Origin of the sequence: Streptomyces sp. NPDC059866, from assembly GCF_042731325.1 — a bacterium.
In the GTDB taxonomy this organism is placed as follows: domain Bacteria; phylum Actinomycetota; class Actinomycetes; order Streptomycetales; family Streptomycetaceae; genus Streptomyces; species Streptomyces flavusporus.
Window position 1 is genome coordinate 1 of sequence record NZ_JBHWJT010000025.1, and the last position, 26056, is coordinate 26056.

At 70.3% G+C, this 26056-nt stretch carries 21 protein-coding genes and 3 pseudogenes; 15 read left to right on the forward strand and 9 right to left on the reverse strand.

What is annotated here, in order from left to right; all coding sequences use genetic code 11:
* Window positions 1-554: helix-turn-helix domain-containing protein (locus tag ACFV7R_RS32920; protein ID WP_385269986.1), on the reverse strand; the 554-nt coding region annotated here is incomplete at its 3' end.
* A gap of 250 nt (window positions 555-804) precedes the next feature.
* Complete coding sequence (locus ACFV7R_RS32925) at window positions 805-1242, reverse strand: cupin domain-containing protein (protein WP_266634008.1); 438 nt, start codon at window positions 1240-1242, stop codon at window positions 805-807.
* 378 nt (window positions 1243-1620) lie between these two features.
* Here ACFV7R_RS32925 and ACFV7R_RS32930 point away from each other — a divergent pair.
* Both ACFV7R_RS32930 and ACFV7R_RS32935 read left to right on the forward strand, forming a co-directional pair.
* A pseudogene (locus tag ACFV7R_RS32930) lies at window positions 1621-2188 on the forward strand (helix-turn-helix domain-containing protein); the annotation flags it as partial.
* A 426-nt stretch (window positions 2189-2614) separates the two neighbouring features.
* Entirely contained in the window at window positions 2615-3142 is a 528-nt protein-coding gene (locus ACFV7R_RS32935) for a hypothetical protein (RefSeq protein ID WP_385269988.1), read from the forward strand.
* 42 nt (window positions 3143-3184) lie between these two features.
* On the opposite strand, the pseudogene ACFV7R_RS32940 reads toward ACFV7R_RS32935, so the two are convergent.
* From ACFV7R_RS32940 to ACFV7R_RS32950, 3 genes and pseudogenes are all read right to left on the reverse strand, one after another.
* Window positions 3185-3342 (reverse strand): annotated as a pseudogene (locus ACFV7R_RS32940) (IS5/IS1182 family transposase); the annotation flags it as partial.
* Window positions 3343-3520: 178 nt separating this feature from the next.
* A pseudogene (locus tag ACFV7R_RS32945) lies at window positions 3521-4281 on the reverse strand (short-chain dehydrogenase).
* Window positions 4282-4457: 176 nt separating this feature from the next.
* The gene (locus ACFV7R_RS32950) at window positions 4458-4943 is read right to left on the reverse strand and encodes a hypothetical protein (protein ID WP_385269990.1); all 486 of its coding nucleotides are present in this window, start codon (window positions 4941-4943) and stop codon (window positions 4458-4460) included.
* 537 nt (window positions 4944-5480) lie between these two features.
* Here ACFV7R_RS32950 and ACFV7R_RS32955 point away from each other — a divergent pair.
* On the forward strand, window positions 5481-6029 hold the full coding sequence (locus ACFV7R_RS32955; protein WP_385269992.1) for a DUF1062 domain-containing protein: 549 nt from the start codon (window positions 5481-5483) through the stop codon (window positions 6027-6029).
* Between the two features lie 121 nt (window positions 6030-6150).
* On the opposite strand, the gene ACFV7R_RS32960 is transcribed toward ACFV7R_RS32955, so the two are convergent.
* Window positions 6151-6564, reverse strand: coding sequence for a winged helix-turn-helix transcriptional regulator (locus tag ACFV7R_RS32960; protein ID WP_385269994.1), 414 nt, complete (start codon window positions 6562-6564; stop codon window positions 6151-6153).
* Window positions 6565-6669: 105 nt separating this feature from the next.
* Here ACFV7R_RS32960 and ACFV7R_RS32965 point away from each other — a divergent pair, with 105 nt between their 5' ends.
* The 3 genes from ACFV7R_RS32965 to ACFV7R_RS32975 all read left to right on the forward strand — a co-directional run bounded on the left by ACFV7R_RS32965 (window position 6670) and on the right by ACFV7R_RS32975 (window position 8749).
* Window positions 6670-7395, forward strand: coding sequence for a DsbA family protein (locus tag ACFV7R_RS32965; RefSeq protein ID WP_385269996.1), 726 nt, complete (start codon window positions 6670-6672; stop codon window positions 7393-7395).
* A gap of 194 nt (window positions 7396-7589) precedes the next feature.
* Entirely contained in the window at window positions 7590-8261 is a 672-nt protein-coding gene (locus tag ACFV7R_RS32970; protein WP_385269998.1) for an SDR family oxidoreductase, read from the forward strand.
* Window positions 8258-8749: a nitroreductase/quinone reductase family protein gene (locus tag ACFV7R_RS32975; RefSeq protein WP_385270000.1), complete on the forward strand. Its 492-nt coding sequence runs from the start codon at window positions 8258-8260 to the stop codon at window positions 8747-8749. Before ACFV7R_RS32970 ends, ACFV7R_RS32975 begins: the two co-directional genes overlap by 4 nt.
* Window positions 8750-8834: 85 nt before the next feature.
* On the opposite strand, the gene ACFV7R_RS32980 is transcribed toward ACFV7R_RS32975, so the two are convergent.
* A complete protein-coding gene (locus ACFV7R_RS32980) occupies window positions 8835-9587 on the reverse strand; it encodes a DUF4232 domain-containing protein (RefSeq protein ID WP_385270002.1) in 753 nt (250 codons plus the stop codon).
* A 227-nt stretch (window positions 9588-9814) separates the two neighbouring features.
* On the opposite strand from ACFV7R_RS32980, the gene ACFV7R_RS32985 reads away from it, so the two are divergent.
* Window positions 9815-11155 carry a helix-turn-helix domain-containing protein gene (locus tag ACFV7R_RS32985; protein ID WP_385270003.1) on the forward strand — a complete coding sequence of 447 codons (1341 nt, stop codon included), beginning with the start codon at window positions 9815-9817 and terminating at the stop codon, window positions 11153-11155.
* A 219-nt stretch (window positions 11156-11374) separates the two neighbouring features.
* Here ACFV7R_RS32985 and ACFV7R_RS32990 read toward each other — a convergent pair whose 3' ends face one another.
* On the reverse strand, window positions 11375-12733 hold the full coding sequence (locus ACFV7R_RS32990; RefSeq protein WP_385270004.1) for a phosphatase PAP2 family protein: 1359 nt from the start codon (window positions 12731-12733) through the stop codon (window positions 11375-11377).
* Between the two features lie 771 nt (window positions 12734-13504).
* On the opposite strand from ACFV7R_RS32990, the gene ACFV7R_RS32995 reads away from it, so the two are divergent.
* The 5 genes from ACFV7R_RS32995 to ACFV7R_RS33015 all read left to right on the forward strand — a co-directional run bounded on the left by ACFV7R_RS32995 (window position 13505) and on the right by ACFV7R_RS33015 (window position 20888).
* Window positions 13505-16594 carry an FG-GAP repeat domain-containing protein gene (locus tag ACFV7R_RS32995; RefSeq protein ID WP_385270006.1) on the forward strand — a complete coding sequence of 1030 codons (3090 nt, stop codon included), beginning with the start codon at window positions 13505-13507 and terminating at the stop codon, window positions 16592-16594.
* Between the two features lie 263 nt (window positions 16595-16857).
* Window positions 16858-17862, forward strand: coding sequence for a FecCD family ABC transporter permease (locus ACFV7R_RS33000; protein WP_385270008.1), 1005 nt, complete (start codon window positions 16858-16860; stop codon window positions 17860-17862).
* A complete protein-coding gene (locus ACFV7R_RS33005; RefSeq protein WP_385270010.1) occupies window positions 17859-18920 on the forward strand; it encodes a FecCD family ABC transporter permease in 1062 nt (353 codons plus the stop codon). The genes ACFV7R_RS33000 and ACFV7R_RS33005 overlap by 4 nt, the downstream gene beginning before the upstream one ends.
* On the forward strand, window positions 18917-19747 hold the full coding sequence (locus ACFV7R_RS33010) for an ABC transporter ATP-binding protein (RefSeq protein WP_385270012.1): 831 nt from the start codon (window positions 18917-18919) through the stop codon (window positions 19745-19747). Before ACFV7R_RS33005 ends, ACFV7R_RS33010 begins: the two co-directional genes overlap by 4 nt.
* 91 nt (window positions 19748-19838) lie before the next feature.
* Window positions 19839-20888: an ABC transporter substrate-binding protein gene (locus ACFV7R_RS33015; protein WP_385270014.1), complete on the forward strand. Its 1050-nt coding sequence runs from the start codon at window positions 19839-19841 to the stop codon at window positions 20886-20888.
* Window positions 20889-20952: 64 nt separating this feature from the next.
* On the opposite strand, the gene ACFV7R_RS33020 is transcribed toward ACFV7R_RS33015, so the two are convergent.
* Window positions 20953-21474, reverse strand: coding sequence for a hypothetical protein (locus tag ACFV7R_RS33020; RefSeq protein ID WP_385270016.1), 522 nt, complete (start codon window positions 21472-21474; stop codon window positions 20953-20955).
* Window positions 21475-21755: 281 nt separating this feature from the next.
* Between ACFV7R_RS33020 and ACFV7R_RS33025 the strand changes: the two genes are divergently transcribed.
* From ACFV7R_RS33025 to ACFV7R_RS33035, 3 genes are all read left to right on the forward strand, one after another.
* On the forward strand, window positions 21756-23273 hold the full coding sequence (locus tag ACFV7R_RS33025) for a hypothetical protein (protein WP_385270018.1): 1518 nt from the start codon (window positions 21756-21758) through the stop codon (window positions 23271-23273).
* 109 nt (window positions 23274-23382) lie between these two features.
* The gene (locus tag ACFV7R_RS33030; RefSeq protein WP_385270020.1) at window positions 23383-24660 is read left to right on the forward strand and encodes an AAA family ATPase; all 1278 of its coding nucleotides are present in this window, start codon (window positions 23383-23385) and stop codon (window positions 24658-24660) included.
* 131 nt (window positions 24661-24791) lie between these two features.
* Entirely contained in the window at window positions 24792-26036 is a 1245-nt protein-coding gene (locus ACFV7R_RS33035) for a VWA-like domain-containing protein (RefSeq protein WP_385270240.1), read from the forward strand.
* The last annotated feature ends 20 nt before the right edge of the window (window positions 26037-26056 follow it).

Consider the following 26056-nt stretch of genomic DNA (forward strand, 5'->3'; position numbering starts at 1 on the left):
GATTCCAGGGTCGCGACGACGACGTCCTCGACCTGGTCGAGCAGGATCGAGGGCGGCCTGCCGGTTCGCGGTTCGTCCTGCAGGCCGTCCAGGCGGCCGGCCACGAAACGGGCCCGCCAGCGGTCCACGGTCGACTGGTCCACCCCCAGATCGGCTGCGACCTGCTTGTTCGTCACGCCCTCCGCGCACCGCAGCACGATCTTCGCCCGCAGCGCGAGGTACTGGGCGGTCTTCGCCCTCCTCGACCAGCGCACCAGCTGGGCCCGCTCGTCCTCGGCCAGGACCAGCTCGGATTTCGGCCGGCCGACCGGGCCCTCGTCCTCAAGCCCCGCCAGCCGCTCGGCGGCGAACTTCCCGCGCCACTTGCGGACCGTCTTCACGCCGGCCCCGACAGCCTGCGCCACACCCGCATTCGACATCCCGTCGGCGCACGCCAGGACGATCCGGGCCCGCTCAGCCGTGCGCCGGTCCGGCAGCCCCGCCCGGCGCACAAGCTCGACACGCTCGTCCTCGGAGAGGACGATCTCCACAGCCGCCGGGCCTCGATGCGCCATGAAAAGAAGGTATCAATTAACCCTCACAATTTCTGGCGCATCACACTAGTGCCGTATCAGGCAACGTTTGCCCTGTTGTGATGTGACGCGCCGCTCGGGTGCTGGCGCAGCGGTGCGTCACCATGAGTCGGTCCGGGTGGCAGAACGTGTGCGGGTTCGTGAGATCGATGACGATGAAGGCCGGAGGTTGCTGCAAAGCCCGGCACCTGGATCGGTGTTCCGGACTCCGCACTCTTGTCGATCTCGCGGATCAGCCTTCGGAGGGACGCGGGGCGCGCAGGTGCGCCCGTTCCTTCAGCTCCTCCTCGTCGACCAGCGTGAGCATCGGCTGACCCGGCGCGCACACCATGGTCACCACGAACTTGGTCGGTGCGTCCGACAGGGCGTTGCCGTCCTGGTAGTGGATCACGTCACCGCCTGGCTCCCAGAACGTCCCACCGGCCTCGACCACACGCTCCGGCTCACCCTCGAGCTCGAACCGGAGCGCGCCCTCCATCACGTAGCCGAACGACGGGCCCGAGTGGCGATGCGGAGGGAGCCCGGGGTGACCGGGAGGCCACTCGACGAGGATGGTCATTCCCGAACCACCTTCGGGAAAGAAGGGCGGAGTGACTTCCTGCAGCAACTTGACTTCGGGCGGCAAGGAGACCTCGTGGGCGCTCCCGTGCTCTGGGTTCTTCGCTGACATGTACCACACCTCCGTAAGCCTGCCCGGAATGGACGATCTTGCGTCGGCCACCGCATTCCGGACCGGTGTACCGACCCACTTGTTCGGCGGTGACCAAGTTCGCCGGTTCCCGGCTCACACAACTCGCTTCGCGATGAGGACAAGCCACAGCCCGCATCCGTGACAGGCCGTGTGCCTTCTGCCTCGCCCAAACGGTCTCGACACCACCCTGCCTCCCGTCGGCGGCCGCCACAATCCGGGAGCCAGTGGCATCGAGACCGCATCGCGCCATGTCATCGGCGGGCATCCAGCGCCGTATCAAGCAGCGTCTGCTCTGTTGTGATGTGACGCGCCGCTCGGGTGCTGGCGCAGGCGGTGCGTCACCATGAGTTTGTTCGGGTGGCAGAACGTGTACGGGTTCGTGAGATCGATGACGATGAAGGGCCGGAGGTTGCTGCGGATCATCCGCAGAGGCACCGGCTCGGTCGTGACGTGGCGGCGGGCCCAGATGGTCCTGCTGTCAGCACAGGGCATGGCGGTGGCGGAGATCACCGAGGTGACGTTCACCAGCGCGGACCGGGTCCGCGATGTGATTCACGACTTCAACACCGACGGCTTCGAGGCGCTCTACCCCAAGTACAAGGGCGGTCGCCCGAGGACTTTTACGCTGCCCGAGCGGCGCGAGGTCAAGAAGATCGCCAAGTCCAAGCCGGCCGAGCACGGCCTGCCGTTCTCGACCTGGAGCCTGGCCAAGCTGGCCGACTTCCTGGTCGCTGTGGGGGTGGTCGACGACATCAGCCACGAGGGTCTGCGCATCCTGCTCCGCGAGGAGGGCGTCTCCTTTCAACGCGTGAAGACCTGGAAGGCCTCGCGTGACCCCGACTACGCCATAAAGAAGGCCCGTATCGAGTACCTCTACGCGATCGCCGACGGCGAGGTCATACCCGAAGACGGTGAGCCGGTCGTTCCAAGGAGCGGGGCGAGAACCCCGAGCGCCACGCCGGCTATCAGCGCGGCTGCGGGCGCCAGGACGAGAGAGCGTGAAGGGGACACGGGGTTCGGATGAGTCCTTTCAACAGTCAGACACCCAACGCTGTCGCCGGGCGGTTCCGGCGAGACTATGGGGGGTGACTGTCTCACTGGCCACCGCTTGTTCTTTCTTGAGTTGTGGAGGCAGACGGGAGGCGGGGCCGCAACGTCACGTATTGGTCCTGGCAGTAGGGATTCCTGGCTGAGACGTTGTTTCACTCGGTGATTCGGCGGTGGTTGATGAGGCTGGTGGCGATGGCGATGAAGGCGTGGGTTCACTGCCGCAGGCGCTCGTCGCTATCACCCGCAGCTGCCATGCCCCGGGATACACTGCTCCGCTCCACCCTGACTGGAGGTCACCTGAGTGTTCCCCGCACGGGTACTTGCCGGTGCTCCGTTGGCTCTGGTGATTCTCGCCCTGTCCGGCTGCTCTTCCCCCTGGGGCTGCACCGACACGACGGCGGAGCGCGGTGAGGCCGGTGTCAGGGTGCAGGTCGAGGACACGTCTGGGCGGCCTCTCGGCGTCACCGCCGAGGTCGTTGACTGGCGCCTTGAGCCCCACCCGCAGGTGCCCTCCGAAGGTGACCGGGTCCACTTCCACTACCGCTTCGACGGCGCCGACGAGATATCCGGCCCTGCAGTGGACGCCTGCGCGGTCGATAAGGAGCGCGTGGCGTTGGGGTGTCAGACGGTCTATTCGTCCGAGGCGTTCGGGCCGGACGGTGACCTCACGGGCGACGCCTGGCTCGCCGTCGAGCACCCTGAGCAGGTTGCCGGAGTGCTATTGATCCCCAATGACCAGTCCTACGACAGACGAACCTGCGAGCAGGACATCAAGGACGGTGGCGGGCCGCATCCTCCGGAACCAGCCGGCATGGGGGAGCAACTGTAAGCCGTCATTTCAGTTGGTGAGCCGGCGGTGGCATATGAGGGTCGCGGCGGAGATACCGATGGACCAGGGCAGGCCGTGGCGGTCGACGATGAGGTGGATTTTCGGTCCCTTCTTGCTGCGGTCGGTCGGATTCGGTCCCGTCAGCCGCTCCCTTTGAGGGCCCGCACACTGACGGAGTCGATCGCGCACCGGGACCAGTCCGTTGAGGTGCCGGCCGCGACGGTAGGCGGCGATGAAGCGCCGCCGGGCGAGGTCGCCCTCCGCGACGGTGACTTCTTCCCCGGCGCGGACTGCTCGGCGCGGCGCCGGGCTTCGCCCTCGACACCCCGGCCCTGTTCCACACCGGCCCGGCATCCCTCCACCTGCCCGAGCCGCAGCTCAGTTCGTGGGCACTCGGTCGGGGAACTTCACGTCGGTGAGTTCCTCGGAGATCGCCCACAGGCGCTGTTGGTCGGCCACGTCGTAGGAAGCCGGGTTGGAGGTGACCACCTGGGGGTGTCCCTTGTAGTGGCCCCTCCCGTCGGGGCCGTAGTACTGGCCGCCGAGGACGGCGGGGTCGGTGGCTGCCCGTAGCGTCGGGAGCGCGGCCATGGCCGGCGGCTGGCTCATCACGGGCGCGATCAGAGTGAAGGCCAGACGCATGGCAGCGGAGGCGTTGCTGGTGGGTCCCTCCGTACGGGCCACGCCGGGGTGGGCGGCGACGGAGATGGTGGTGCCGTGCGGCGCGAGGCGGCGTTGCAGCTCGTAGGCGAACAGCAGGTTGGCGAGCTTGGACTGGCCGTATGCCGCGTTCCGGCCGTAGGAACGCTCCGACTGCAGGTCATCGAAGTTGATCCTGCTGGCCATGAGGCTGGCGATGGTCACCACCCGGGAGCCCGGCACGGGCAGCAGCAGGTCGAGCAGCAACCCGGTGAGGGCGAAGTGGCCGAGGCAGCACGGACCGACTCCAGGGAGGACAGGTCCAGCTCCTGGACGGTGATGTCGGCGCCCGGGGCGATGTCATGGATGCGGGCGGCCGCCTGCTCGCCCTTCCCGGCGTCCCGCACGGCGCGGTTGTCTTCGGTCACCGTGCGGCGGGCTGTCACCGCCGTGCGACGAGTCGCACCCTCCGGCGGCCCTCCGGGCGGCCTCCGTCGCAGACGGCGAAGTGGTGTCGACGGTCGTACAGGTCCCGGTGGCCTCGCCGTTGTCGTCCACGGTCCGGCAGGCCGATCATGCGGCTCGACAAGCCGGCGACGGCCCGCGTGGAGGTGCAGCTCCAGCCCAAAACCGTTCCGCCCACCTGTGACCCGTCAGGCTGAAGCCGCCTGTGCGATCAGGGCTGGGTGGTGCCAGTGCTGTCGTGGATGAAAACGGCTCGGTTGTCCGAAGGGCTGTACTGCTCCATGAACTCGAACTCTTCGGCAGTACCCGCCGTCGGGGCATCCGGTGGTTCGAAGTACAGGACGTAGGTTTTGGCCGTTTCGGTTTCACTCTCCAGTTGCAGCCACCCCGTGAAGCCCGCCGCGGGAAAGGTGCCCGTCGCCTTGACCGTAACCGCACCGGCCGAGCGGGTGACCGTGAATTGCGCCGTACCGAGCTCAAGGCGCTTGAGGCCACTGTCCTTCCACCGCCTGAAGAGATCGATCCACTCCTGCGGCCACGGGCCGCCGAGCGAAGCCGGCGGCATATCCCCTTCCAGACGGTCGAGGATGTGGTCCGCATGGGCGACCACGTCCTCGTACGTCCACAGGTCCAGGGAGAAACCCATGTGATCGCGGTCCGTCGCTCGGAACATGGGGCGGATGTAAAGCTCGTACACCGGCGTGCGCCTCTAGGAGTACACCTCCATGAGGACGTCGTTCCGTTCGACTTCGCCGAGAGGTGCCACTGACTGTGGGGGCAGGCCGGTGTCGCCGGGCGCCGCTCACCCATGGTGCACATCTCCCTGATTCGGGACCTTCCGTGCGTCCGCCAGTCCAGATTCGGCCCTGAATGTCCGCATCAGCGGTGCCGCGGGCCCTCGTTCTTGGGTTTGTTCTCTCCGCTGTGGGCGTCCTGATCAGCCAGGTACAGGAGGTCGGCCCGCCGGCTTCGACAAGACGGTCCACAAGCGCAGGAGCGGGGTCGAGCGGACGATCAACAGGCTCAAGAACTTCCGGGCCATGGGTGAGGCGCTCGAAAACCGGTGGAGCAGCGCCGCTGTGCGCCATTACCGTGCTGCCGAACCAAGTCGTCTGGTCAAGGACGTGCCGTTGTACACCGTGTGAGACCTCCCGAGCGCTGAATCGTCGCGCGTCGCGCATGTGCGCCGCGCTCCTTTTTGCTGCGGACTTCTCACTGAAACCGGTGTACTTCTGTGCTCAAAAACTGGGTGGTCGTGCCCACCTGTCTGCCGCTCGTTCGCCGCTGTTGCCACGCGTGCGCGTCCGAGCGCTTCCGGGCAAGCGGTAAATTTCGCGTCAACGCGAACCACAAGCTCATCGACGCCTGGCTCCTCGCGCTCTGTACCGCGTGCGGGGAAACTGCAAAGCTCACGGTCCTGGAGCGGGTGAATGTGCGCTCCGTACGACCCGAGCTGCTGGACCGGCTGCATGACAACGACCCTGGCCTGACAGCTGAGCTGCTCCAGGATCCGGTCGTGCAGCACCGTAATCGCATCGCCCTCGACTGGGCGGGCGCCTGGCGCCTCGACACCGGCGGATCGGATCACCTGGACCGCGAGGTGATCGACGTCTCGGTCCGCTTCGCGGCGCGGATCCCTGTCCGGCCGGTGCGACTGATCGCTGAAGGTTGCCGTCTTTCACGGGCCGAGGTCGGGAGACTGATCACGGAGGGCAAACTCGTTTCGGCAGTCCGGCTGAGCGGCAAGCTCTCCGGCGACTTCACCTTCACGCTCAAGCGCTGAGCCCTCCTCGGGAACACGTGCCTGTCCGGCGAGATCCGCCGGACAGGCCCTGGCCCAGCGACGCCGCCGCCGAGGAGCATCGCGTCGGAGACGACCTGCTCCCCGGCTCTCGTCCCTGCGGTCAGGGTGCAGTAGCGGCATCTGTGGTGGTGCGGGCCCGGTGCCGGCGAATCTCGTCGTGGTGTTCCGAGACCCAGGTGATCAGGGACGTGACGATCTCGTGGACGCCGCGGCTGAGGGGGGTGAGGGCGTACTCCACGCGCGGCGGCACCTCGGCATAGGCGGTTCTCGACACCAGCCCGTCCTCCACCAGCTGGCGCAGGGTGAGGGTGAGCATGCGCTGGGAGATGCCGGGGACTTCGCGCTGCAGGTCGGTGTAGCGCAGCGGACCGGCCTCCAGGACCGCGATCACCAGCATGCTCCACTTGTCCCCGATGCGGTCCAACAGCTGCCGGATGAAGGCCATCTGTTCGGCGGGGATGCCGGCACACGGCCCCCGGCCTGCGGAGGCACCTGTCTGAGTGCTGACCTCCATAGCGCACATTCCTCTCCGGTACAGACGCCGATGTGCCTTTTGTGCGGGCCTCCGTACTGGCCCACCATAGCGCTACGCACAAGTTGTAGGAATTGGAGGTGCGGCATGAGGATAGAGATGTGGTCGGAGATCACCTGTCCCTGGTGCGGCCTGGGCAGTCACCGGCTGGACCGGGCCGTGGAACGGTTCGGGCACGGCGAGGAGGTGGAGGTGATCCACCGCTCGTTCCCGCTGAGTGACAGCTTCCCCAGCAGCGGCACCGTCAGCGTGCGCGATGCCGCGCGGCAGAAGCACGGCCTGAGCGGCGCCCCTTTCGAGGCGACGACCCGAAGGATCGAGGCGATGGCCGCGCGGGAAGGACTGAGCCCCTACCGCGTGCTGGACAACCAGGTCGGCGACACCCGGCTCGCCCACGAGTTCCTCGCCCACGCCTCGGCCGAGGGCAGGAACCGCGCCGCGTGGGATGCGATCTTCCGGGCGTACTTCGGTCAGGCCCGGCCCGTCTTCGGCCTCGGCGACCTGCTCGACCTGGCCGACGAGCTCGGCCTGGAACGCGGGAAGACCAGCCGCGCGTTGAGCGAGGGCCGGTACCGGCAGCGGGTGCAGGACGAGGCACAACGGGCGCAGCGTCTGGGGGCCACCGGCGCGCCGTTCATCGTCATCGACGGCCGCTACGCCGTCCTCGGAGCGCAGGACACCGACACCCTGCTGCGTGTGCTGCGTGAGGTCTGGGACGAGACCCGCCCGTCCGTCCGGATCGCGGAGGACGACGGGGCGATCTGCGGCCCGGACGGCTGCGCGGTCCCCGCCGACCACCCCGCCCACGCCTGACCCCCACCCCTGCCGGCCACTTCCCTGTGCCTCGCGGTCCCCGCCACGGGAACTGCGCACCGGCCACGGTCGCACCCAGCGCATGTCACCGCTTGCCGGGCCCGGCACTGCTTCGGCTTCCACGCATTCGGACCTCTCACGGCCCAACCGCCGCACAGGTCACCGCCCTTCGTACGAACAGGAGCACCATCCCCATGCCCGTCATCGCCATCATCGGGGCCGGTCCCGGCCTCGGCCTGTCCATCGCCCGGCGCTTCGGCGCCGCAGGCTTCACGGTCGCGCTGATCTCCCGGACCCAGGAGAAACTCGACGCACTCGCCGCCCGACTCGCCGAGGAAGGCATCGAGGCGGCGGGCTTCACCGCCGATGTGACCCGTCCGGACACGCTGCGGAACGCCCTCGCCACGGCTGCCGAGCACTTCGGCTCCGTCGACGTACTGGAGTACTCCCCCGCCGACATCGCGCTCACCGGAGCAGCCGTCACCGACGCGAAGTCCGCGGACCTCCAGAAGCAGATCGACTACTACCTGCACGGAGCCGTGGCGGCCGTCCAACAGGTGCTGCCCGGCATGCGGGAGCGCGGCAGCGGCACTCTCCTGTTCTCCACCGGTGCCTCCTCCGTGCACCCGGTGGGCGGCAGCTTCGGCAGCATCGGCGTGGCCGCAGCCGCCCTGCGCAACTACGCCATGGCCCTGAACATCGATCTCGCCGGACAGAACATCCACGCCGCGCACATCGCGATCGGGGTCTTCATCGGCACCGGCCCGGGCACCGAGCCCGCCACCATCGCCGAGCACTACTGGGACGCACACACCAAGCGCGACCGGCCGGAGATCGTCCACAGCGCCCCCGGAGGCGAGCGGTGAGCCGCCCCGACCGGAAACCCGCCACGGACAGCACCAGGCCGCCCTCCATGAAGTTCTTCCGCGCGGCGAACAAGGTCGTCCGTCCGCTGCTCGCCTCCCGCTTCCACAGACCACTCAGCGGACGGCTGATGCTGCTGACGTACAACGGCCGCAGGACCGGTCGCGAATACACCGTCCCCATCGGCTATTCCGACTGGGACCCCGGCACGGTACTGGCCATGTCCTCCCAGCTCAGCTGGATCCCCAGCATGCGCGGCGACCCCACCGTCACCCTGAGGATCCGGGGTCGGGACCACCAGGCCGTCCCCACAGTCATCGAGGACGAGCAAGGCATCACCGACACGCTGCGGGAGTTCGCCCGGCGCAACGGCCCCAAGGCCGCCAAAGGACTGATGCTCGGGTTCCCCGGTGACCGGCAACCCACCGAGGAGGAACTGCACACCGCCGCGGGCAAGGCCCGGCTCGTCCGCTTCCATCTGACCTCCTGACCCCTCACGCCCGGAGTTCCGCGGGCCCAGCACAGAGCGGCTGTGGCCCTGGTCCTCCGAACCGTGGCAGCAGTGAGCCGGTGTATCACCAGGCCAGGGCGTCGGCCATGGTCGACTGCCAGTACGACACTCGGATCGAGTCGTCGACATGCACGCCCTTCGCGGGGAGTGACGGGTGGGCGGCGGCGCTCGCGCTCTTGTCGAAGTGGACCGCGAGGGACTTGGCCGTGTAGCCGCCCGAGCCACTGCCGTCGGCGGCCGAGAGAAGGACGCTCGCATAGCCCGACTCGCCAGGGGCCAGCGTGACCACCGCCTGCGGCTTGGAGTCCTCGAAGGCCGGCGGGACGGACTGGGCCTCGCCGAATCGGACCGCCGGATAGCCGGTGAGGTTGCAGTTCTTCGAGCCGGTGTTGGTGACGGTGAGGAGGAGGTGGTTCAGGGGGCGGGAGACCTCCGTGGCGGTCGTCCGGGTGGAGGTGGGGGAGCAGGGGGTCCTGGTGGGCTCCGAGTCCTTGGAGCCCGTGGAGCCCGACGAGCCCGTGGAACCAGACGAGTTCGTGGAACCCGACGAGCCCGTGGAACCCGTTGTGCCGCTCGAACCGGCCGCGCCGCCGGTCGAGCCTTCGGAGGTCAAGCCCGCCGAGTCGCTCTGCCCCGTCCCGGTGGAGGTTCCCCCGCTCGCCTTGGGCGAGGGCGTGGTGGAGGCCGTGGGCGTCGATCCTGCCGATGCCCCCTCGTCCTGGACGCCCTCTCCGCTGTTGCATGCCGTCAGCGTCAGTGTGGCGGCCGTGAGCGCGGCGGCGACGAGCATGCGGGTGCGGTGGGTGCGTGTGGACATGTGATCCCCCTTGTGCGGTACGGGTGTTGGCATGGCCGCTCGACCGGATGCCGGAAACGGCGTGTCGGGAGCGGCGTGCTTGGATGGCCCAAGCTTGTGCGGTGCTCCGTCCCGGCCGCCACAACTGCCGGGGTATCCGGGACGCTGGAACGCTTGCGATGGCTCTGACCTGGCGGAACGACCTCCCCCTGGAATGGGGGTCCGGGACGTGGGGAGAGGGAGGAACGGTGGCGGGGGACGAGTTCTCGGAGCTGTTGGGCCGGTTGAAGGAGCGGTCCGGGCTCAGTTACGGGGTGCTCGGGAAGCGGCTGCACACGAGTGCGTCCACGCTTCACCGGTACGTCAACGGGGATGCCGTACCGACGGACTACGCGCCCGTGGAACGGTTCGCGCGGGTGTGCAAGGCGACGCCCGAGGAACTGGTGGAGCTGCATCGGCGGTGGGTGCTCGCGGATGCCCGGCGGAGGCAGAAGTCCGGCGGAGCCGCCGCGGAGGAAAAACGGCAGGCGCGTACGGCGGAGGAGGCGGCGGGGTCCGAAGCGGAGGCCGGGGCCGGGGCCGCCGGGTCCGAAACGGCCGGGTCCGAAACGGTGGCCGAGGCCGTTCCCGAGGTCGAGCGGCGGCCTCTGACGGAGGCTCCCGTGGCGCGGCGGCGGCGTACCGTCGTCCTCGCCGGGGCCGCCGTGGCCGCCGCCCTCGTGTCGGTCGCGCTCGTGGTGAATCTTGTGCCCGGCGGGAGCGAAGGCCGTGACGACCAGGGTGGGAAGGGGCCCGTCGGGGCCGCCTCCCCGTCCGTCGACGAACGTCCCCGCGGCTCCAAGCCGTCCGACACGAAGGGCAGTTCGGCCTCGCCGTCCGCCTCGCGCAGCAGCAGTCCTGCGGTTTCCCCGTCGGCCTCCGCTTCCCGGAGCGGTGGGGCCGGGGCAGCCCAGGACGGCGGTTCCGAGAACGGGGCCACCGCACCCAATGTCGCCGTCAATCCGTACAAGTGGGAGGACCCGTGCAGCCAGCACTACCTGGTCGACCGGCAGCCCGAGCAGGTGCCTCCGCCGCCGAGTGAGCCGGACGCGCGCGGGTGGGTCACCGCGCTCGGCGGGGTCGCCGGCGGACAGCAGATGCTCGCGCTGACCGTGCAGGGCACCGGGAAGGCCACCGTCGTCCTGGAGGAACTGCATGTGCGGGTGGTGGAGAAGAGCGCGCCGCTCGCCTGGAACGACTTCGAGATGGGCGTCGGGTGCGGTGGCGGCGTGGAGACGACGTCATTCGGGGTGGACCTCGATGCCGGGCGGCCCGCCCTCTCCCCCAAGGCCGGTCAGCGGGACTTCCCGTACAAGGTGAGTGAGTCCGATCCCGAGGTCTTCTACCTCTTCGCGGACGCGCGGGCGCACAACGTGAGCTGGTACCTGGAGCTGGACTGGTCCAGCGGTGACCAGCGGGGCACCGTACGCGTCGACGACAACGGCAAGCCCTTCCGGACGAGCGGGAACGTGGGACGGCCCGCGTACAACTACCCGCTCGGTTCCTCCGAGTGGGGACGGAACGAGTACACCCCCGACATTCCCGGCTGAGCGCCCGGCAGGCACGGGGGACTGAGCGCGAGTTCGGTCCTCGTCACCCGCTCCCTGTGAAACCCCCGGGTCATCGGCCCGGGGGTTTTGTCTCTGTCGGCGGCCGGAGGAGATGCGCGCCGGGGGCCGCACCCTTCTCGCCGACGCAGAGCAGTCCATCCCCCCTTCGCCCCGGTCTCGTTCGGGCAGTGCCAGCCGACAACCTGGTGCAGCAGCGATTCAGATCAGTTCGGGTTGGGGTTGAGGTTCCGGTTGCCGGGCCGGGGCGGGGCTCTGCTCCCACAGGGCGGTGGTCCGTACGTAGCCGTAGATCACTGAGGTCATCGCCAGGATGAGAAGCGGTCCGGACACCCAGGGATGCTTGGCCATCTCCAACGGCAGATGGCGGTAGGACACCAGGAGCGCAGCGAAGACCGTTGCGCCGTAAGCGACCAGTTGGATGCCGGAACGATCCCAGCCGCGGTCGTGTGAGCGCAGAGCTGCCTCGATCGTGAGCGTGAAGACCACGCCGGCTATGAGATCCGCGCCGTAGTGGTAGCCGAATCCCAGCGTTGCGGTGAGCGTGGCGATCAGCCAGAACGTGCCTGCGTAGCGCAGAATCCGTGGGCCCTTGCGGGAATGGATGAAGATCGCGGTTGCCCACGCCGTGTGCAGACTGGGCATGCAGTTCCTCGGGGTGATCTCGTCGAACGGCATGTGGTGCGGCGCATTGACCGGCGGCGGCGTCTGCGGCCACAGGTTGGCCACCGCCCAGCGCGCGCTGGAAGGAATGTCCTCCGCCCACAGGCTGACCGACGCCCAGTGATCGGTGCCGGTGCCGTAGGCGAAGACCGGTCCGACCACCGGGTAGATCATGTAGAAGGCCGGCCCGAGGAGGCCTATCACCAGAAAGGTGCGCACCAGGTGGTGACGCGGGAAGCGGCGCTCGACCGCCACGTTACGCAGTTGGTAGAGCGCGGCTATGACCGCGGCCACCGCGAGCTGGCCGTAGACGGTGTCGAGAAAATTGAAGCCGATGGGGCCGGTGGCCGTGACGATCCGGCCCACCAGCCACGACGGGTTGCCCAGCGCGTGATCGGCGGTGGCCACGTACTGGTCGAGCACCGCCGGGCGGGTCTTCGAGGTGATGAGCAGCCAGGTGTCGCCCGTCTTGCGGCCGGCCACCAGCAGCAGGCCCAGCCCGACGCCCTTCAGCAGCAGGACACGTTCCCGTCCGGTGCGGCGAGTGACAGCGATGACCGCACAGCCGAGCATCACCCACAACGCGCCGTTGCCGAAGGGGTGGCCGTCGGTCACCTTGGAGCCGATCGCCCACCGGACCGCCAGGAACGCGACATCGACGCCGATCGCCGCAGCCACCGCGATGAATCGTTCCCGCCAGGTGAGTACCACCATCATCAACGCCATAGCGGCGTACAACAGACCGCCCGACTTGGGGGCGAATATCACCTCGCGCACCTGGTTGGTGATCGGCCCTGGCAGGCCGTAGCGACGCGCGGCGAATTCCAGCGCAATGAGGAATCCGAGGGCCACGACACCCGCTACGGCCCAGAGTCTCGCCCGTGGTCGGCGCCACACGGAGAACACGGTTCTTCGGTTTGTCCGTGGAAAGTCCTGCGGTGGTATGTATCTCAATTTTTGACTGCTTTGCTCGATGTTGGTTGTGGCAGGGCTGGTTCGTTCGTCATCGCTAGACGGAAAGGTCACGGTCCGGGTTCCGTCGGCGTGTCCGCACAGCCCGCTCTGCCGGGTGACAGCCCGACTGGTGCTGTTCTTCGCCCTGTTGGTCGCCCATGGGCCACCGAGGCAGCCGTCACGTCAGTTCATCGCGACCAGACATGCGGGCATCGTCGCGGGCTGCGTCCGTGAAAACCCGCCTCGCAACAGCGGTGACGTCAGGGGTTCGTTCGGCAGACGTACGAAGATCGCTACGGGCCGGCAGAGGCAGGGAGTGCAGGCCTTATCTATAGGGGGGAATACAAGGCCGTCCTATAAGGAGCATCGGCCTCGTGGCGCCCACTGCCGGGGCAGGACCGGTCGAGGTGTGCGCATGTGCGATGCGGTCGCTTCGCCCGCGAATCCGATGAGTCTCCCCACGCCTCGAGACACCTCACGCCCCCTTGATCCGCCCCTGCACGCCACCCGTGCCCCTGGTGTGCCCTTCAGGGCGGACAACCACAGTCAACAGCGGTGCCACCAGGCCTCTCGGCGAGCGAAGCACAGCGAATCTACGCAGGTCAATAGCCATGTGGGCGCGCAAGCGCCGCACCCCCTTGCCGCCACCACCCCGCTGATAAGATCCGGCCACTTGTGCGAGGGCACGGGCCCTCGCAGGGGAGGGAACCTCACGTGGGCAGACACGCCCTGAGACGGGGCGGGCTGGCCGCCGCCGTCTCTTCGCTCACGGTCGCCGTCGCGGCCGCGTCCGTCGTCGTCCTGTCGGAGGGCGGCGGCTCCGCGGAAGCGGCCGAAGCCGACACCACCGCGATCACGCTGGTCGACCCCAGCTCCACCACACCGCGCACCGACCGTCCGTACGTCGACGGCGACAGCGGCTTCCTGCACTGGCAGACCGGCCGCACCGGGCTGCTGTGGACCGACCACGCCACCGGCAGGACGGTGACGGTCGAGAACGCCGACGGTGTCTACACCCCGGTCTCGAACTGCAAGTACATCGGCTGGGACTGCTACACCGCCTGGTACGGCACGGACAGCGACCTGGTCGCTCTGCCGACCTCCACGTCCGACGAGTTCGCCACCCTGTGGGACCCGGCCACGGCCACCTCCAGGAAGGTGACCTGGAACAGCACCCACGGCGACTACGCGGCACTGGTCGGGAACACGATCGTCACCACCTATTCCCTGATCGACAAGGTCGACGGCGCGTGGCGCGTCCGCAGGGTGACCGGGGACACGGCGAGCACACACGCCGGCGACGTCCTCGCGGCGGACTCCTCCGGTGTGTTCGTGGAGAACAGCACCTTCGGCTCGCTCCACTACATCGACATCGCGTCGGCCGTGAGCACCGAGGCCTTCACGGGTGCCGACAACAGCCCGAGGTACGTGATGAGCGCGGACCGCATCGGCTGGTACGACGACGGCCTCGCCGAGCTGCACCTGAAGTCCCGCACCGACCTCACCGCCGCCGAGCAGGTCGTCACCCTGCCCTCGCACCCGGGCACGCTCGACGGCCCCCCGGTCCTGATCGGCGACTGGCTGCTGCTACCGCTGTCCTCCAGCTCTCTGGGCTCGAAGCTGCTCGCGGTCGACGTCAACGACCCGTCCGTGCAGCAGACCCTGCTGACGAGCGCCGGCGAGTACACCCTGGCGGCCGGTGACGGCACCGCGCTGGTCACCGGCGGCACCGGCGCCACCGACTGGTGGGTGCAGCGGGTGAGCCAGGCCGAGGACGGCACGCTGAAGCTGGAGAAGGTGTACCAGTCCCCGGCGGTGGAGAACGCCAAGACGGGCCTCGCGCTCAGCCGTGGCCGCCTGCGCGTCGCCGAAGCCGGCACCACCACGACCTCCCTGCGCACCCTCACCACGAACGGTTCAACCGAGCTGAGCGCGTCCGACGCCACCGACAGCGGCTCGGTGTACTCCCCCGTCTGCCCGTACGAGGGCACCACCTGCTCGACGATGTGGGGGAACCTCGACGGCCAGGACGCCTACCTCACCAAGTCCAACGACGGCACCGAGCAGTACTGGGACCGGATCGTCGCCATCGGCGGCCACGAGCTGGAGTTCGGCACCCAGGGCGGCACGATCGTCGACGCCGGCGACGACTACGCCGTCTACAACTCGGGCGGTACGACACCGGCGCAGTACGTCGGCGAGTTCGGCCAGGGCCAGAAGCTGAAGCGGTCCGTGCGCGCCGCGGCCCTGAACGGCTCCACCCTCTGGAGCGCCACCACCACCGCCGGCACGCTCACCTCGTACAGCATCCCGCTGGCGAAGACGCTCGCCACGGTGACCGTCCCGGGCCTGGGCTGCGTGCCGAGCGAGCTCCAGGCGGCGGGCCGCTGGGTGTACTGGGCGTGCGGGACGGACTCGGCGGGCGTGTACGACACCAAGGCCGGTACGTCGACCGCGGTCACCCCCGGTGATGTGCTGCTCGGCGACGGCTTCACCGTCCGCCACGACCACGGCGCGGGCACGCTGGTGCTCACCGACGCGACCGCCGGCACCACCCGGGTGATCGCCTCCGGCCTGCCTGACAAGGGCCTGACCGCGGACCGCCGTTACCGCTGGACGGTCGACGAGTACACCGGTCTGGTCGCCTGGTTCGACGACTACGAGCGCACCCGGGTCACCACCACCGGCATCACGCCGTCCGCGGTGACGGCCTTCAAGTCGTCGGCCACGAGCTATGCGGACCCGGCGACCCTCTTCCAGGGCAACTGGGTGCTGTCCCGCCCGGTCACCTCCTGGTCGCTCACCTTCACCTCCGTCCAGAGCGGCGCGACCGGCAAGGCCACCCGCACCTTCACCGGCGGCGCCACCCCGGAACGGGTGGGCGTGAGCTGGAACGGCAAGACGGCGAGCGGGACCTACTTCCCCAACGGCGCGTTCAAGTGGACCCTCAAAGCCACGGGCCTGGGCACCACCACCCCGGTCACGGTGACGTCCGGCGACGGCTTCCTGACCCGTGGCTCCGCCGTCCGTCACGACCACGTCAGCCCCGACGGCGTCGACGGCCGCGGCGACCTCCTCACCCTCAACTCCTCCGGCGGCCTGACCTTCCACAGCGGCACCGGCACGGGCAAGTTCGGCGACAAGTACACGGGCAGCGGCTGGGCGACGACGATCAAGGCCGTCCCCTTCGGCGACCTGAGCGGCGACCGCTGCAACGACGTGCTGGTCCGCTACAGCTCCGGCGCACTGCGGCTGTACAAGCCGGGCTGCGGGTCGGCGGTCAAGCCGTCGACGTCGTACACGACCCTCGCGACCAGCGGCTGGACGCAGTACGACGCCCTGACGTCGCCCGGCGACGTGAGCGGCGACGGCCGCCCGGACCTGATCGCGAGGAACTCGTCCACCGGAGCGGTCTACCTCTACAAGGGCACCAGCACGGGCAAGCTCTCCGCCCGCGTGAAGCTCTACGACAACTGGAAGGGCTACAAGAAGATCGTGGGCGTCGGTGACATCACCGGCGACGGCAAGGCGGACCTGCTGGCCCAGGACACGTCCAACAACCTCTACCGCTACAACGGCAAGGGCGACGGCACGTTCGCGGCCCGCGTCAAGGTGCTGTCCGACTGGGGCGGCTCGTACAACGTGGTCGTCGGCGTCGGCGACATCACCGACGACGGCAAGGCGGACCTCGTCTCCCGCGACACCAGCGGCAACGTGTGGCGCAACAGCGGGGACGGTAAGGGCTCGTTCGGTCCGCGGGCGCAGATCGCGAGCGGCTGGAGCGGATACAGGTTCCTCTCGTAGGCGGTGAGTCGACCCTCCGAAGGCGCCCGGTGACTTGATGTCACCGGGCGCCTTCACGCTTCCCGCGTGATGCCGGCGCGCTGCGCGAGGCGCTTCACCCGCTCGGCGCGTGCGCAGGCATCGCCGCCGTCGCCGCGCATCATCCGCAGGAGCGGTGCGCCCCGGTGTCGTGGGCCCACCAGCAGTCGGCCGCGGACGCGCTCTCCTCACCACGTACGCTTAGGCAATCCTTAGCTGAGTGGTAGTGGATCCGGGAAGGGCGCATGTCAGGAGTCGCGAGCCGACGTGTCGGCTGGATGGCCGTCGCCCTTCTTCTCCTGCTGCTGGCCGTGGTGCTGAGCCTCGCGGTCGGCAGCCGCGCGATCGCCCCCACGGCGGTCTGGGACGCGCTGCTGTACGGCGGCACGAGCGACGACGCCCAGGTCGTACGGGCACTGCGGGTGCCGCGGACGGTCGTCGGTGTGCTGGTCGGGATCGCCCTCGGCGTTGCCGGAACGGTTCTGCAGGGCATCACCCGCAATCCCATCGCCGAGCCCGGCATCCTCGGCATCAGCCAGGGCGCCTCGCTCGGCGTCGTCTGTGCCATCACCTTCTTCGGGGTGCACACGCTGAACGGATACGTCTGGTACGCCTTCGCGGGCGCGGCCGTCGCCGCGGTGTGCATCTACGTCGTCGCCAGCAGCGGACGCGGGGGCGCCTCGCCGGTCAAGCTCGCGCTCGCGGGCGCCGCGATGAACGCCTTCCTCGCCTCCGTCGTCACCGGCATCCTCACCACCGACGCCCGTGCCCTGGACGAGTTCCGGTTCTGGGACGTCGGCTCGATCGCCGGCCGGGACGCCTCGATCGTCGGGCAGACCTGGCCCTTCCTCGTCGCGGGGCTGCTGCTGGTGCTGGCCATGGCCCGCGGGCTGGACGCGCTCGCGCTCGGCGAGGACATCGCGCGGGGGCTGGGCCGCAACGTGGCGCTGCTGCGCGCGACCGGCGCCCTCGGCGCGACCGTGCTCACCGGCGTAGCGGTGGCCGCCGCGGGCCCGATCGCCTTCACCGGCCTCGCCGTGCCGCACATCGCCCGGGCGCTCGTCGGCCCCGGGCACCGCTGGCTGTTGCCCATGGCCGCCGTGCTGGGGCCGGTGATGCTGCTCCTCGCGGACGTCCTCGGGCGGGTCGTCGTACGGCCCTCGGAGGTGCCGGTGGCCGTGATGACCGCGTTGGCCGGGGTGCCGTTCCTGGTCGTGCTGGTACGGCGGAGGAAGCTGGTGACGGCATGACCCAGGACACTCTCCGACCTGCGGGGCACACCGTCCTGCGCGCCAGGAAGAGCAGCTTCCTGCTCCACCGCAGGAGCCTCCTCGTCGCCGCCGTCCTCACCGCGCTGCTCGCGGCCACCGTCGTCGCGTCCCTGTGCGTCGGAGAGTCGTTCGTCGCGCCGGGCGAGGTCGTCCGCGTGCTGCTGGGCCTGCCCAGCCCCGACCAGCTGGTCGTCGGCACGCTGAGGCTGCCGCGGCTGGTGACCGGGCTGCTGGTGGGCGCCGCGTTCGGGGTCTCCGGCGCGCTGGTCCAGAGCGTCGTCCGCAATCCGCTGGCCAGCCCCGACGTCATCGGTGTGACGCACGGGGCGGGCGCGGCGACGGTCGCGGCGATGACGTTCGGCGTCACCTCGTACGCCGTGCTCCCCTACGTCTCCGTCGCCGGCGGTCTCACGGCGGCACTGCTCGTCTATCTGCTCGCCTGGCGGCGCGGACTGCATGCCGGCCGGTTCGTGCTCGTCGGCATCGGCATCTCGGTGGCCCTCGGCTCCCTGACCCGGCTGTTCGTGACCAAGGGCGACTACCTGGTCGCCCAGCAGGCCAAGGTCTGGCTCACCGGCTCCCTCAACGGCCGTGGCTACGACCAGGCCGCACCGCTGGCGACCGTACTGCTGCTGCTCGTACCGTTCCTGCTGTGGGCGGCCCGGGTCCAGCGTGGCACGGGCCTCGACGACGACACCGCCACCGCCCTCGGCACCCGGCTCGACCGGGACCGGCTCGGACTCGGCGCGCTCGGTGTGGTGCTGGCGTCCGTGGCCACCGCCGCCGCCGGACCGGTGGACTTCGTGGCGCTGCTCGCCCCGCAGATCGCCCGCCGGCTCACCCGCACCCCGCACATCCCGCTGCTGTGCTCGGCGCTCATGGGTGCGCTGATCGTGACCGTCGCCGACCTGCTGGCCCGCAGCCTCTTCTCCCCGACCGAGCTGCCGGTCGGCGTGTTCACCGCCCTGGTGGGCGCCCCGTATCTGATGTGGCTGATCGTCAGCTCCCGTAGCAGCCGTTCCGGAGGAACCGCGTGACCGGCAACCGTCTCACCGCCCAAGGGCTCACCCTCGCCTACGAGGACCGTACGGTCGTGGACGGCCTGGACCTTCAGGTCCCGGACGGGAAGGTCACCGTCATCGTCGGGCCCAACGCCTGCGGAAAGTCCACCCTGCTGCGCGCCCTGGGCCGACTGCTCAAGCCGCAGCGCGGCGCGGTGCTGCTCGACGGTACCGAGCTGTCCCGCATCCCGACCCGACAGATCGCCCGGGCCGTCGGCCTGCTGCCGCAGACGCCCGTGCCGCCGGAGGGCATCACCGTCGCCGACCTGGTCTCGCGCGGCCGGCAGCCGCACCAGAAGTGGTGGCAGCAGTGGTCGGAGGCGGACGAGACGGCCGTCGCCGAAGCGATGAAGCGCACCGGGACCGCCGAGCTCGCCGAACGGCCGGTCGACGAGCTGTCGGGCGGTCAGCGGCAGCGCGTGTGGATCGCGATGGCCCTCGCCCAGGACACCGACGTCCTGCTGCTCGACGAGCCGACGACCTATCTCGACATCGCCCACCAGGTGGAAGTCCTGGACCTGGTACGGCAGTTGAACCAGGAGCGGGGCCGGACCGTGGTCGCCGTGCTGCACGACCTGAACCAGGCGGCCCGCTACGCCGACCACATCGTCGCCATGAAGGCGGGCCGGATCGTGGCACAGGGCGCACCGGCCGACGTCGTCACCGCCCAGCTGGTCGAGGAGGTCTTCGGACTCGCGTCGGTCGTCGTACCGGATCCGGTGACGGGCGATCCGCTGGTGGTGCCGGGACCGCCGCGTTCGACGCACACGGCCGTGCCCGAGCAGGCCGTACCGGGAACGTGACCGGAGCCACACACTCCGGATGCTCCGGACGCACAGACTTCTCATAAAGTAAGGCTCGCCTAAGTTTCATTCGTACGACGGGAGCGTTCCCATGTCTGCCAGCCGCCGCGGTACCGCCGCCGCAGCCCTCGCCCTCGCCGCCGCACTCTCGCTGACGGCCTGCGGCGGTTCCTCCGGAAGCGGCGAGGAGACGTCCGCGGGCGCCTCCGCCGGAGCCGGCGACAAGAAGGCGGTCGCCCAGGGCGGCGAGGACTTCTCGAAGGCGGCGGAGCAGACCGCGGCGATGGGCACCGACGCCAAGGCGGGCGAGTGGCCGCGGACCGTCGAGCACGCCATGGGCGAGACCGAGATCAAGGCCCAGCCCAAGCGCGTCGTCGTCCTGGACGTCGGCGAGCTCGACAACGTGGTGTCGCTCGGCATCAAGCCGGTCGGCCTCGCCCCCACCGAGGGCTCCCCCGAGCTGCCGTCGTACCTGAAGAAGGACGCGGGCAGCCCGGAGAACGTCGGCACGATCAACAACCTCAACCTCGAGGCCATCGCCGCGCTCAAGCCCGACCTGATCCTCGGCAGCCAGCTGCGCGCCGCCGACAAGTACGACGAGCTGTCGCAGATCGCGCCGACCGTCTTCTCCCTGCGGCCGGGCTTCACGTGGAAGGAGAACTACCTCCTCAACGCGGCCGCCCTGGACAAGACCGCCGAGGCCAAGGCGCAGCTCGCCGAATACGACGAGAAGGTGGCGGCGCTGAAGGCGAAGCTGGGCGCCGACAAGCCGATCGTCTCGATGGTCCGTTACCTGCCCGACGGCGTGATCCGCCTCTACGCGAACGCCTCGTTCATCGGCACGATCCTCAAGGACCTCGAGATCCCCCGCCCGAAGAACCAGGACATCGAGGACCTCGCCGCCGAGATCAGCGCCGAGAACATCGACCAGGCCGACGCCGACTACATCTTCACCGGCGTCTACGGCGACCCGAAGGCCACGGACAAGTCCAAGGCGCAGGGCAACCCGCTGTGGAAGAACCTCGACGCCGTCAAGGCCGGGCACGCGTACGACGTCCCGGACGAGACCTGGTACCTCGGCCTCGGCGTGATGGCCGCCGACGAGGTTCTCGCCGACCTGGAGGAGCACCTCACCCGGTAGGCACGGGGGCGTACGGCAGCCGGCATCCGGCTGCCGTACGCCGCGGCCGTGGGTGTGGGAACACCTACAGCTCCGCCTCACGGCCGGGCTCTCCGAGGCTTGCCGCGTATCGGTTGGCGTCGATGCAACGCTGGGCCTGCTTCCTGAGCAGGGCGTACCAGGGGCAAACGAGCAACCCTCCCAGCGCGCCCCCGACCAGCGCGCCACCCAACCGGTAGTTGAACCAGCCGGCTGCTCCGCCGATCAGAGCCAGACACAGCCCCAGCAGAGAAAGCACGGCGAATCCGAGCCCGAACCATCGCGTGGTGCTGCCGGGGCGGATCGAGCTGTCCATCCATGCGTGGTAACGCTCTGCGCGCTGCACGGCCGGCGCCGCCAGCCGTGGATCCGAGACCGCACGGCCGCGCAAGGTGGCACGATACAGCTCCCACCGGTCCCGCCAGGGCAAGGCCTTCGCGGTCCGGCACCACTCGGTCCACCCGCTCTCGATTTTCCTCTGCTGGTCGATGAGCACCCAGAGAACGAAAAATGCGGCCAGAAGGGCGAGTGTGACATAAAGGAGAGCTGTCGCCGACGAATCAGACATGGGATTTTCTCACCTCGTGAAATCGGAAATCCTCAGCTCAGGGTGCCTGGCACCGGCAAGAGGAGCTCGTCCCGAATATTCGTTTCTTGACGGCAAGGCCCCCACGCGGTACAAGGCCTTCCTTTCGGGGAGATCGGGGACTTCGCGGTCCAGGGTGGCGAGGAAGACCGATGGGCGGCCCAAAAGGACTGACAGATCGTTACCGGGGTGGTTACGATGCTGCAGATGAAGAACCTCTCCTCGTACGGATTGGGGGAATCGTTCGCGCAAGGTGAGTGCTGATGGCACATCACTTCGCGAACGTGGTTCCGTCCCGCTTGTTGATGTGGCAGCGCGTGCGTGAGTACGCCGTGCCACCGTCCATGATCGAGACTGCGACCGCCCGGCGTGCGGTCGGCGACTGGGCGGGGGCCTGCGCCGCCGCCCGGATCGACGTCGATCTCGATCTGCGCGCCGTGCGCGACCGCCATGGCACCGATCTCGTCACCCGCCTCCGTGCAGATCTGCGTCTGCTGGCGCCGGATCTGCTCCGCTGGCACATGCCCAGGATCGCCCCCGACGGGCGGCTCCGGCCCGGCCTGACCATCTCCCTGGCCCGTTACCGGCGTTCCGGCGCCACGCCGCTGCACTTGGTGGTGCGGACACCGCCGGCCCGGGCGGACGCCGGACAGCGGATGTCCCTGGCCCTGTGGGAGGGGTCCGGGAACGGTGCCTCCGGGCATCATCCGCATCCGCACCCGCATCCCGACCGGCGTTTCCGGCTCGACCTGCACCGGCATCTCTGGGACTCCGGGCGGAGCGGCGAACTGGCGCGGCGGTGCGGTGCGGGCGGGGTACCGCCCGTGGTGCCGCCCGACCGGATCCACCTACCCGGTCGATCAGTCCCGCCGGATCGTCCCGATCGGCCTGCCCTCCACGATTCCGCGTGGGCGGTGGCACGTTGGGCCGCCGAGGCGGAGTTGCTGTTGCGGGCCGAGGGGCGCCCCCGCGGGGCCTTCACCGTGCGGCTCGGTGCGCGCAGCCGCGCCGTGTTCGCACTCGTCGCCCCCGACGACAGCCATGCCCCGGCGTTCCGGCCGCTGCGGGAGGCGCTGCCGCCGCAGGAGGTCGCGGCGCTTCCGGTGCTGCCGGAGGCGGCGGCCCGGGTCCTTCCGGATCTGGAGCTGCTGCAGGCCGGGCTGATCACGGCCGAGCGGCTGCATCCGCTCGTCGGCGCAGCACTGGCGGCGTCCGGCACGGGGGCGGCGTCCGGCTCGGCACCGGTGGCCGGCCCCGCCCCCGCGCCCGGCGATCCGCACCGGGTGGAGTGCCGGGGCGAGGTCCACCGGATCGCGCTGCGGGACGGGGTGCTGACGGCGATCGACCACGACCTGGCCCAACTGCACCGGGAGGAACTGCTGGTGGCGCTCGGCGGGCCGGCGCTGCCGTGCCTGCGGGCGATCGACGCGGTGCACCGCAACCCGGAGGCACTTCCTGCGGTCCGGGAGCGGCTTGCCCACGGTGACGTCGCCGGGGCGCTGGACGTGGTCGAGGGACTGCTCGGTCCCGGTGCGGTCCTGCGCGACGGGCCGCTCCGGGAGGCACTGGAGTCGGCTGCGGCCCGCCGTATCGACCACGGGCTCTTCCGCTCCGGGCTGGTCGCCGTGCACCCCGGTGCCGGTGCGGTCGGAGGCGGGGACGCCTCGGGCGTCGGGCACGCGGAGGCGTGGCACCGTCCCCGGCTCGACCGTCGTACGCCTCCCGCAATGCGCCGTAAGCGGAGCAGCCGGGCCCGGCCCCGCACCGGGCTGACCTGCTGACCGGCTGCCCCGCCGAAGTCCCTTTCCCGCGCTGCGCATTCCGCGCCGCACGCCCCCACGACATCCAGGACGGGCCGTCCCGTTCCCTTATCGCACCCCAGGTGATGCCATGACGACCTCCAGTACTCTCCTGCCCGCCCCCACCTCCGCCCCCGGAACCGGCACCCAACTCGCCCTCGCCGAAGACCTCCTGACCCTCCTGCGGACGACCACCACCGAGCCGCGCCCCGACGAGCAGCTCGAAGCGCTCACCCTGGCCGTAGCGGCCGACCTGCCCGTGCTGCTCTGGGGCGAGCCGGGCATCGGCAAGACCGCAGCCCTGACGCAGCTCGCCACCTCCCTCGACCTACCGCTGACGACCGTGATCGCCAGCGTCCACGAACCGTCCGACTTCTCCGGACTGCCCATCGTGGGCGACGACCCGGCGGTGCAGGGGGTGCCGATGGCGCCGCCGCAGTGGGCGGTGGAACTCGTGCGGGCCGGTCGGGGGCTGCTCTTCCTGGACGAACTCTCCACCGCCACCCCGGCCGTCCAGGCCGCACTGCTCCGGGTCGTCCTGGAGCGGAAGGTGGGTGCGCTTCAACTGCCGCCGGGCGTACGGATCGTGGCCGCCGCCAATCCGCGCGCGTCGGCGGCGGACGGGTGGGAGCTGAGCCCGCCGCTGGCCAACCGGTTCGTGCATCTGTACTGGGTGCACGACCGGGAGGTGGTGGTGCGCGGGCTGGGCGGGGTCTGGCCCCGGGCGGAGCTGCCCCGGCTGGTGCCGGAGCGGCTGCCGGAGGCGGTGGCTTTCGCCCGGCGCGCGGTCTGCGGCTTCCTTCAGGCCCGGCCGACGCTGATCCACCGGCTGCCGAGCACCGAGACGCGGCGCGGCGGTGCCTGGCCCTCGCCCCGGAGCTGGGAGGCCGCGTTGACCCTGCTGGCCTTCGGCACGGCGGCCTCCGTCTCCCGGGAGGTGCTGGCGCTGCTGGTGCGGGGCGCGGTGGGGGACGGGCCGGGGCTCGAACTCCTCGCCCATGTGGACCGGATGGACCTGCCGGATCCGGAGTCGCTGCTGGCCGATCCGGCCTCCGCCGAGCTGCCGGTGCGGGGCGATCTGCGTCAGGCGGCGCTGGAGGCGGTGGTGGCCGCCGTCGGGGCGCGGCCGGAGCGGGAGCGGTGGGAGGCGGGCTGGGCGGTGCTGGTCCGGGCGCTGGAGACCGGCGCCCCGGACCTGCTGGTCGCCCCGGCGACGGCGCTGGCCGCGCTGCGGCGCGACGACTGGGAGGTGCCGGAGGCGGTGGAGCGGCTGGCCGGGGTGGTCGGTCTCGCCCGGCGGGCGGACCGGTCGGTGGAGCGGGCCGCGGCGACGGCCGACGCCGGGCGGGCGACGGGGACGCGCCGATGACGGGGGCCGTGCGGCGCCCGGTACCGCGCCCCATGTCTCCGCCCCCGCCGCCGCGCCCGGTGCGGGCCACCGTGCCGAGGCCGCCGACCGGCTCCGGCGGGCCGTACGACCGGCCCGGACTCCCGCTGGACATGGAGAAGTTGCTGGCCGCCCGGCTGCACGCGGTGAAGGTCCGCCCCTACCTTGCCGCCGCGCTCTTCGCACTGCACGTGGTGGAGGACCGGTCGGTACCGACGATGGCGGTGGACGCGCACTGGCGCGCTTACGTCTCCCCCGGCTTCGTGGCGCGCACCCCGGTGGAGGAACTGGCGGGCGTCTGGGTGCACGAGGTCTCCCATCTGCTCCGGGACCACCACGGGCGGGGCGAGCGGTATGCGCGGGAGCACGAGCAGCACGGGCCGGGCGGGCGAAGCGAGAGGGGGGTCCGCTCGGCCGAAGGCTGGGAGAGGCTGCGGCGGAACATCGCCGCCGACTTCGAGATCAACGACGACATCTACGGCGACGGTCTGCCCCTGCCCACGGGGGCCGTGCTGCCGTCCCTGCTGCGGCTGCCCGACGGGCTGCTGATGGAGGAGTACCTGCGGACGGCGTCGATGTCCGGGCTCGCCGCGGACCTGGCCTGGCTGGACTGCGGCAGTGGTGCCGACGGGCAGGAGCGGCCGTGGGAGCTGGGGCCCGACGGGGCACACGGGCTGAGCAGGCAGCAGCGGGACGCGGTCCGCTTCCGGGTCGCCGAGGGGATCAAGGGCCGGCCGGGCGACGCGCCGGAGGGATGGCGCCGGTGGGCGGACGAGGCGTTCCATCCGCCGCAGCCGTGGCGGCAGTTGCTGGGGGCGGCGGTCCGCTCGGCGGCGGGTGCGCCGGGGGTGGGCGAGGACCACAGCTACCGGCGTCCGTCCCGGCGCTCGGCCGGTGTCCCCGGCGTGCTGCTGCCGAGCCTGCGCCGTACGCCGCCCCGGGTCTGCGTCGTGATCGACACCTCCGGGTCGGTGAGCGACGCCGAGCTGGGCAGCGCGCTGCTGGAGGTGGCGGCGATCTCGCGGGCGGTGGGCGGGCGGCGCGATCTGGTCTCGGTGATCTCCTGCGACGCGGCGGCCGGGGTCGCCGTCCCGCTCTGCCGCGCCGAGAACATCGCACTGGTCGGCGGCGGGGGAACGGATCTGCGCTCCGGCTTCGCCCGGGCGCTCCGCTCCCGGCCCCGCCCGGACGTGATCGTCGCCCTGACGGACGGTCAGACGCCGTGGCCCTCCGCGCAGCCGCCCTGCCGCACCGTCGTCGGTCTCTTCCCCCGTCCCGCCCGTGCCGTGGACGAGGAGGACCCCGACTACGTCCCGGACGCCCCGCCGTCCTGGGCGCGTGTCGTCACCATCAGCTGAGAAAGCGCAGTGGTTGCGGG

What these genes read in the sequence shown, in the direction of transcription:
- ACFV7R_RS33005 (WP_385270010.1), top strand. Translation starts at nt 17,859, where the DNA reads ATGACCCAGGACACTCTCCGACCTGCGGGGCACACCGTCCTGCGCGCC.
- ACFV7R_RS33035 (WP_385270240.1), top strand. Translation starts at nt 24,792, where the DNA reads ATGGAGAAGTTGCTGGCCGCCCGGCTGCACGCGGTGAAGGTCCGCCCC.
- ACFV7R_RS32970 (WP_385269998.1), top strand. Translation starts at nt 7,590, where the DNA reads ATGCCCGTCATCGCCATCATCGGGGCCGGTCCCGGCCTCGGCCTGTCC.
- ACFV7R_RS33030 (WP_385270020.1), top strand. Translation starts at nt 23,383, where the DNA reads ATGACGACCTCCAGTACTCTCCTGCCCGCCCCCACCTCCGCCCCCGGA.
- ACFV7R_RS32980 (WP_385270002.1), bottom strand. Translation starts at nt 9,587, where the DNA reads ATGTCCACACGCACCCACCGCACCCGCATGCTCGTCGCCGCCGCGCTC.
- ACFV7R_RS32925 (WP_266634008.1), bottom strand. Translation starts at nt 1,242, where the DNA reads ATGTCAGCGAAGAACCCAGAGCACGGGAGCGCCCACGAGGTCTCCTTG.
- ACFV7R_RS33025 (WP_385270018.1), top strand. Translation starts at nt 21,756, where the DNA reads ATGGCACATCACTTCGCGAACGTGGTTCCGTCCCGCTTGTTGATGTGG.
- ACFV7R_RS33015 (WP_385270014.1), top strand. Translation starts at nt 19,839, where the DNA reads ATGTCTGCCAGCCGCCGCGGTACCGCCGCCGCAGCCCTCGCCCTCGCC.
- ACFV7R_RS33000 (WP_385270008.1), top strand. Translation starts at nt 16,858, where the DNA reads ATGTCAGGAGTCGCGAGCCGACGTGTCGGCTGGATGGCCGTCGCCCTT.
- ACFV7R_RS32960 (WP_385269994.1), bottom strand. Translation starts at nt 6,564, where the DNA reads ATGGAGGTCAGCACTCAGACAGGTGCCTCCGCAGGCCGGGGGCCGTGT.
- ACFV7R_RS32965 (WP_385269996.1), top strand. Translation starts at nt 6,670, where the DNA reads ATGAGGATAGAGATGTGGTCGGAGATCACCTGTCCCTGGTGCGGCCTG.
- ACFV7R_RS33020 (WP_385270016.1), bottom strand. Translation starts at nt 21,474, where the DNA reads ATGTCTGATTCGTCGGCGACAGCTCTCCTTTATGTCACACTCGCCCTT.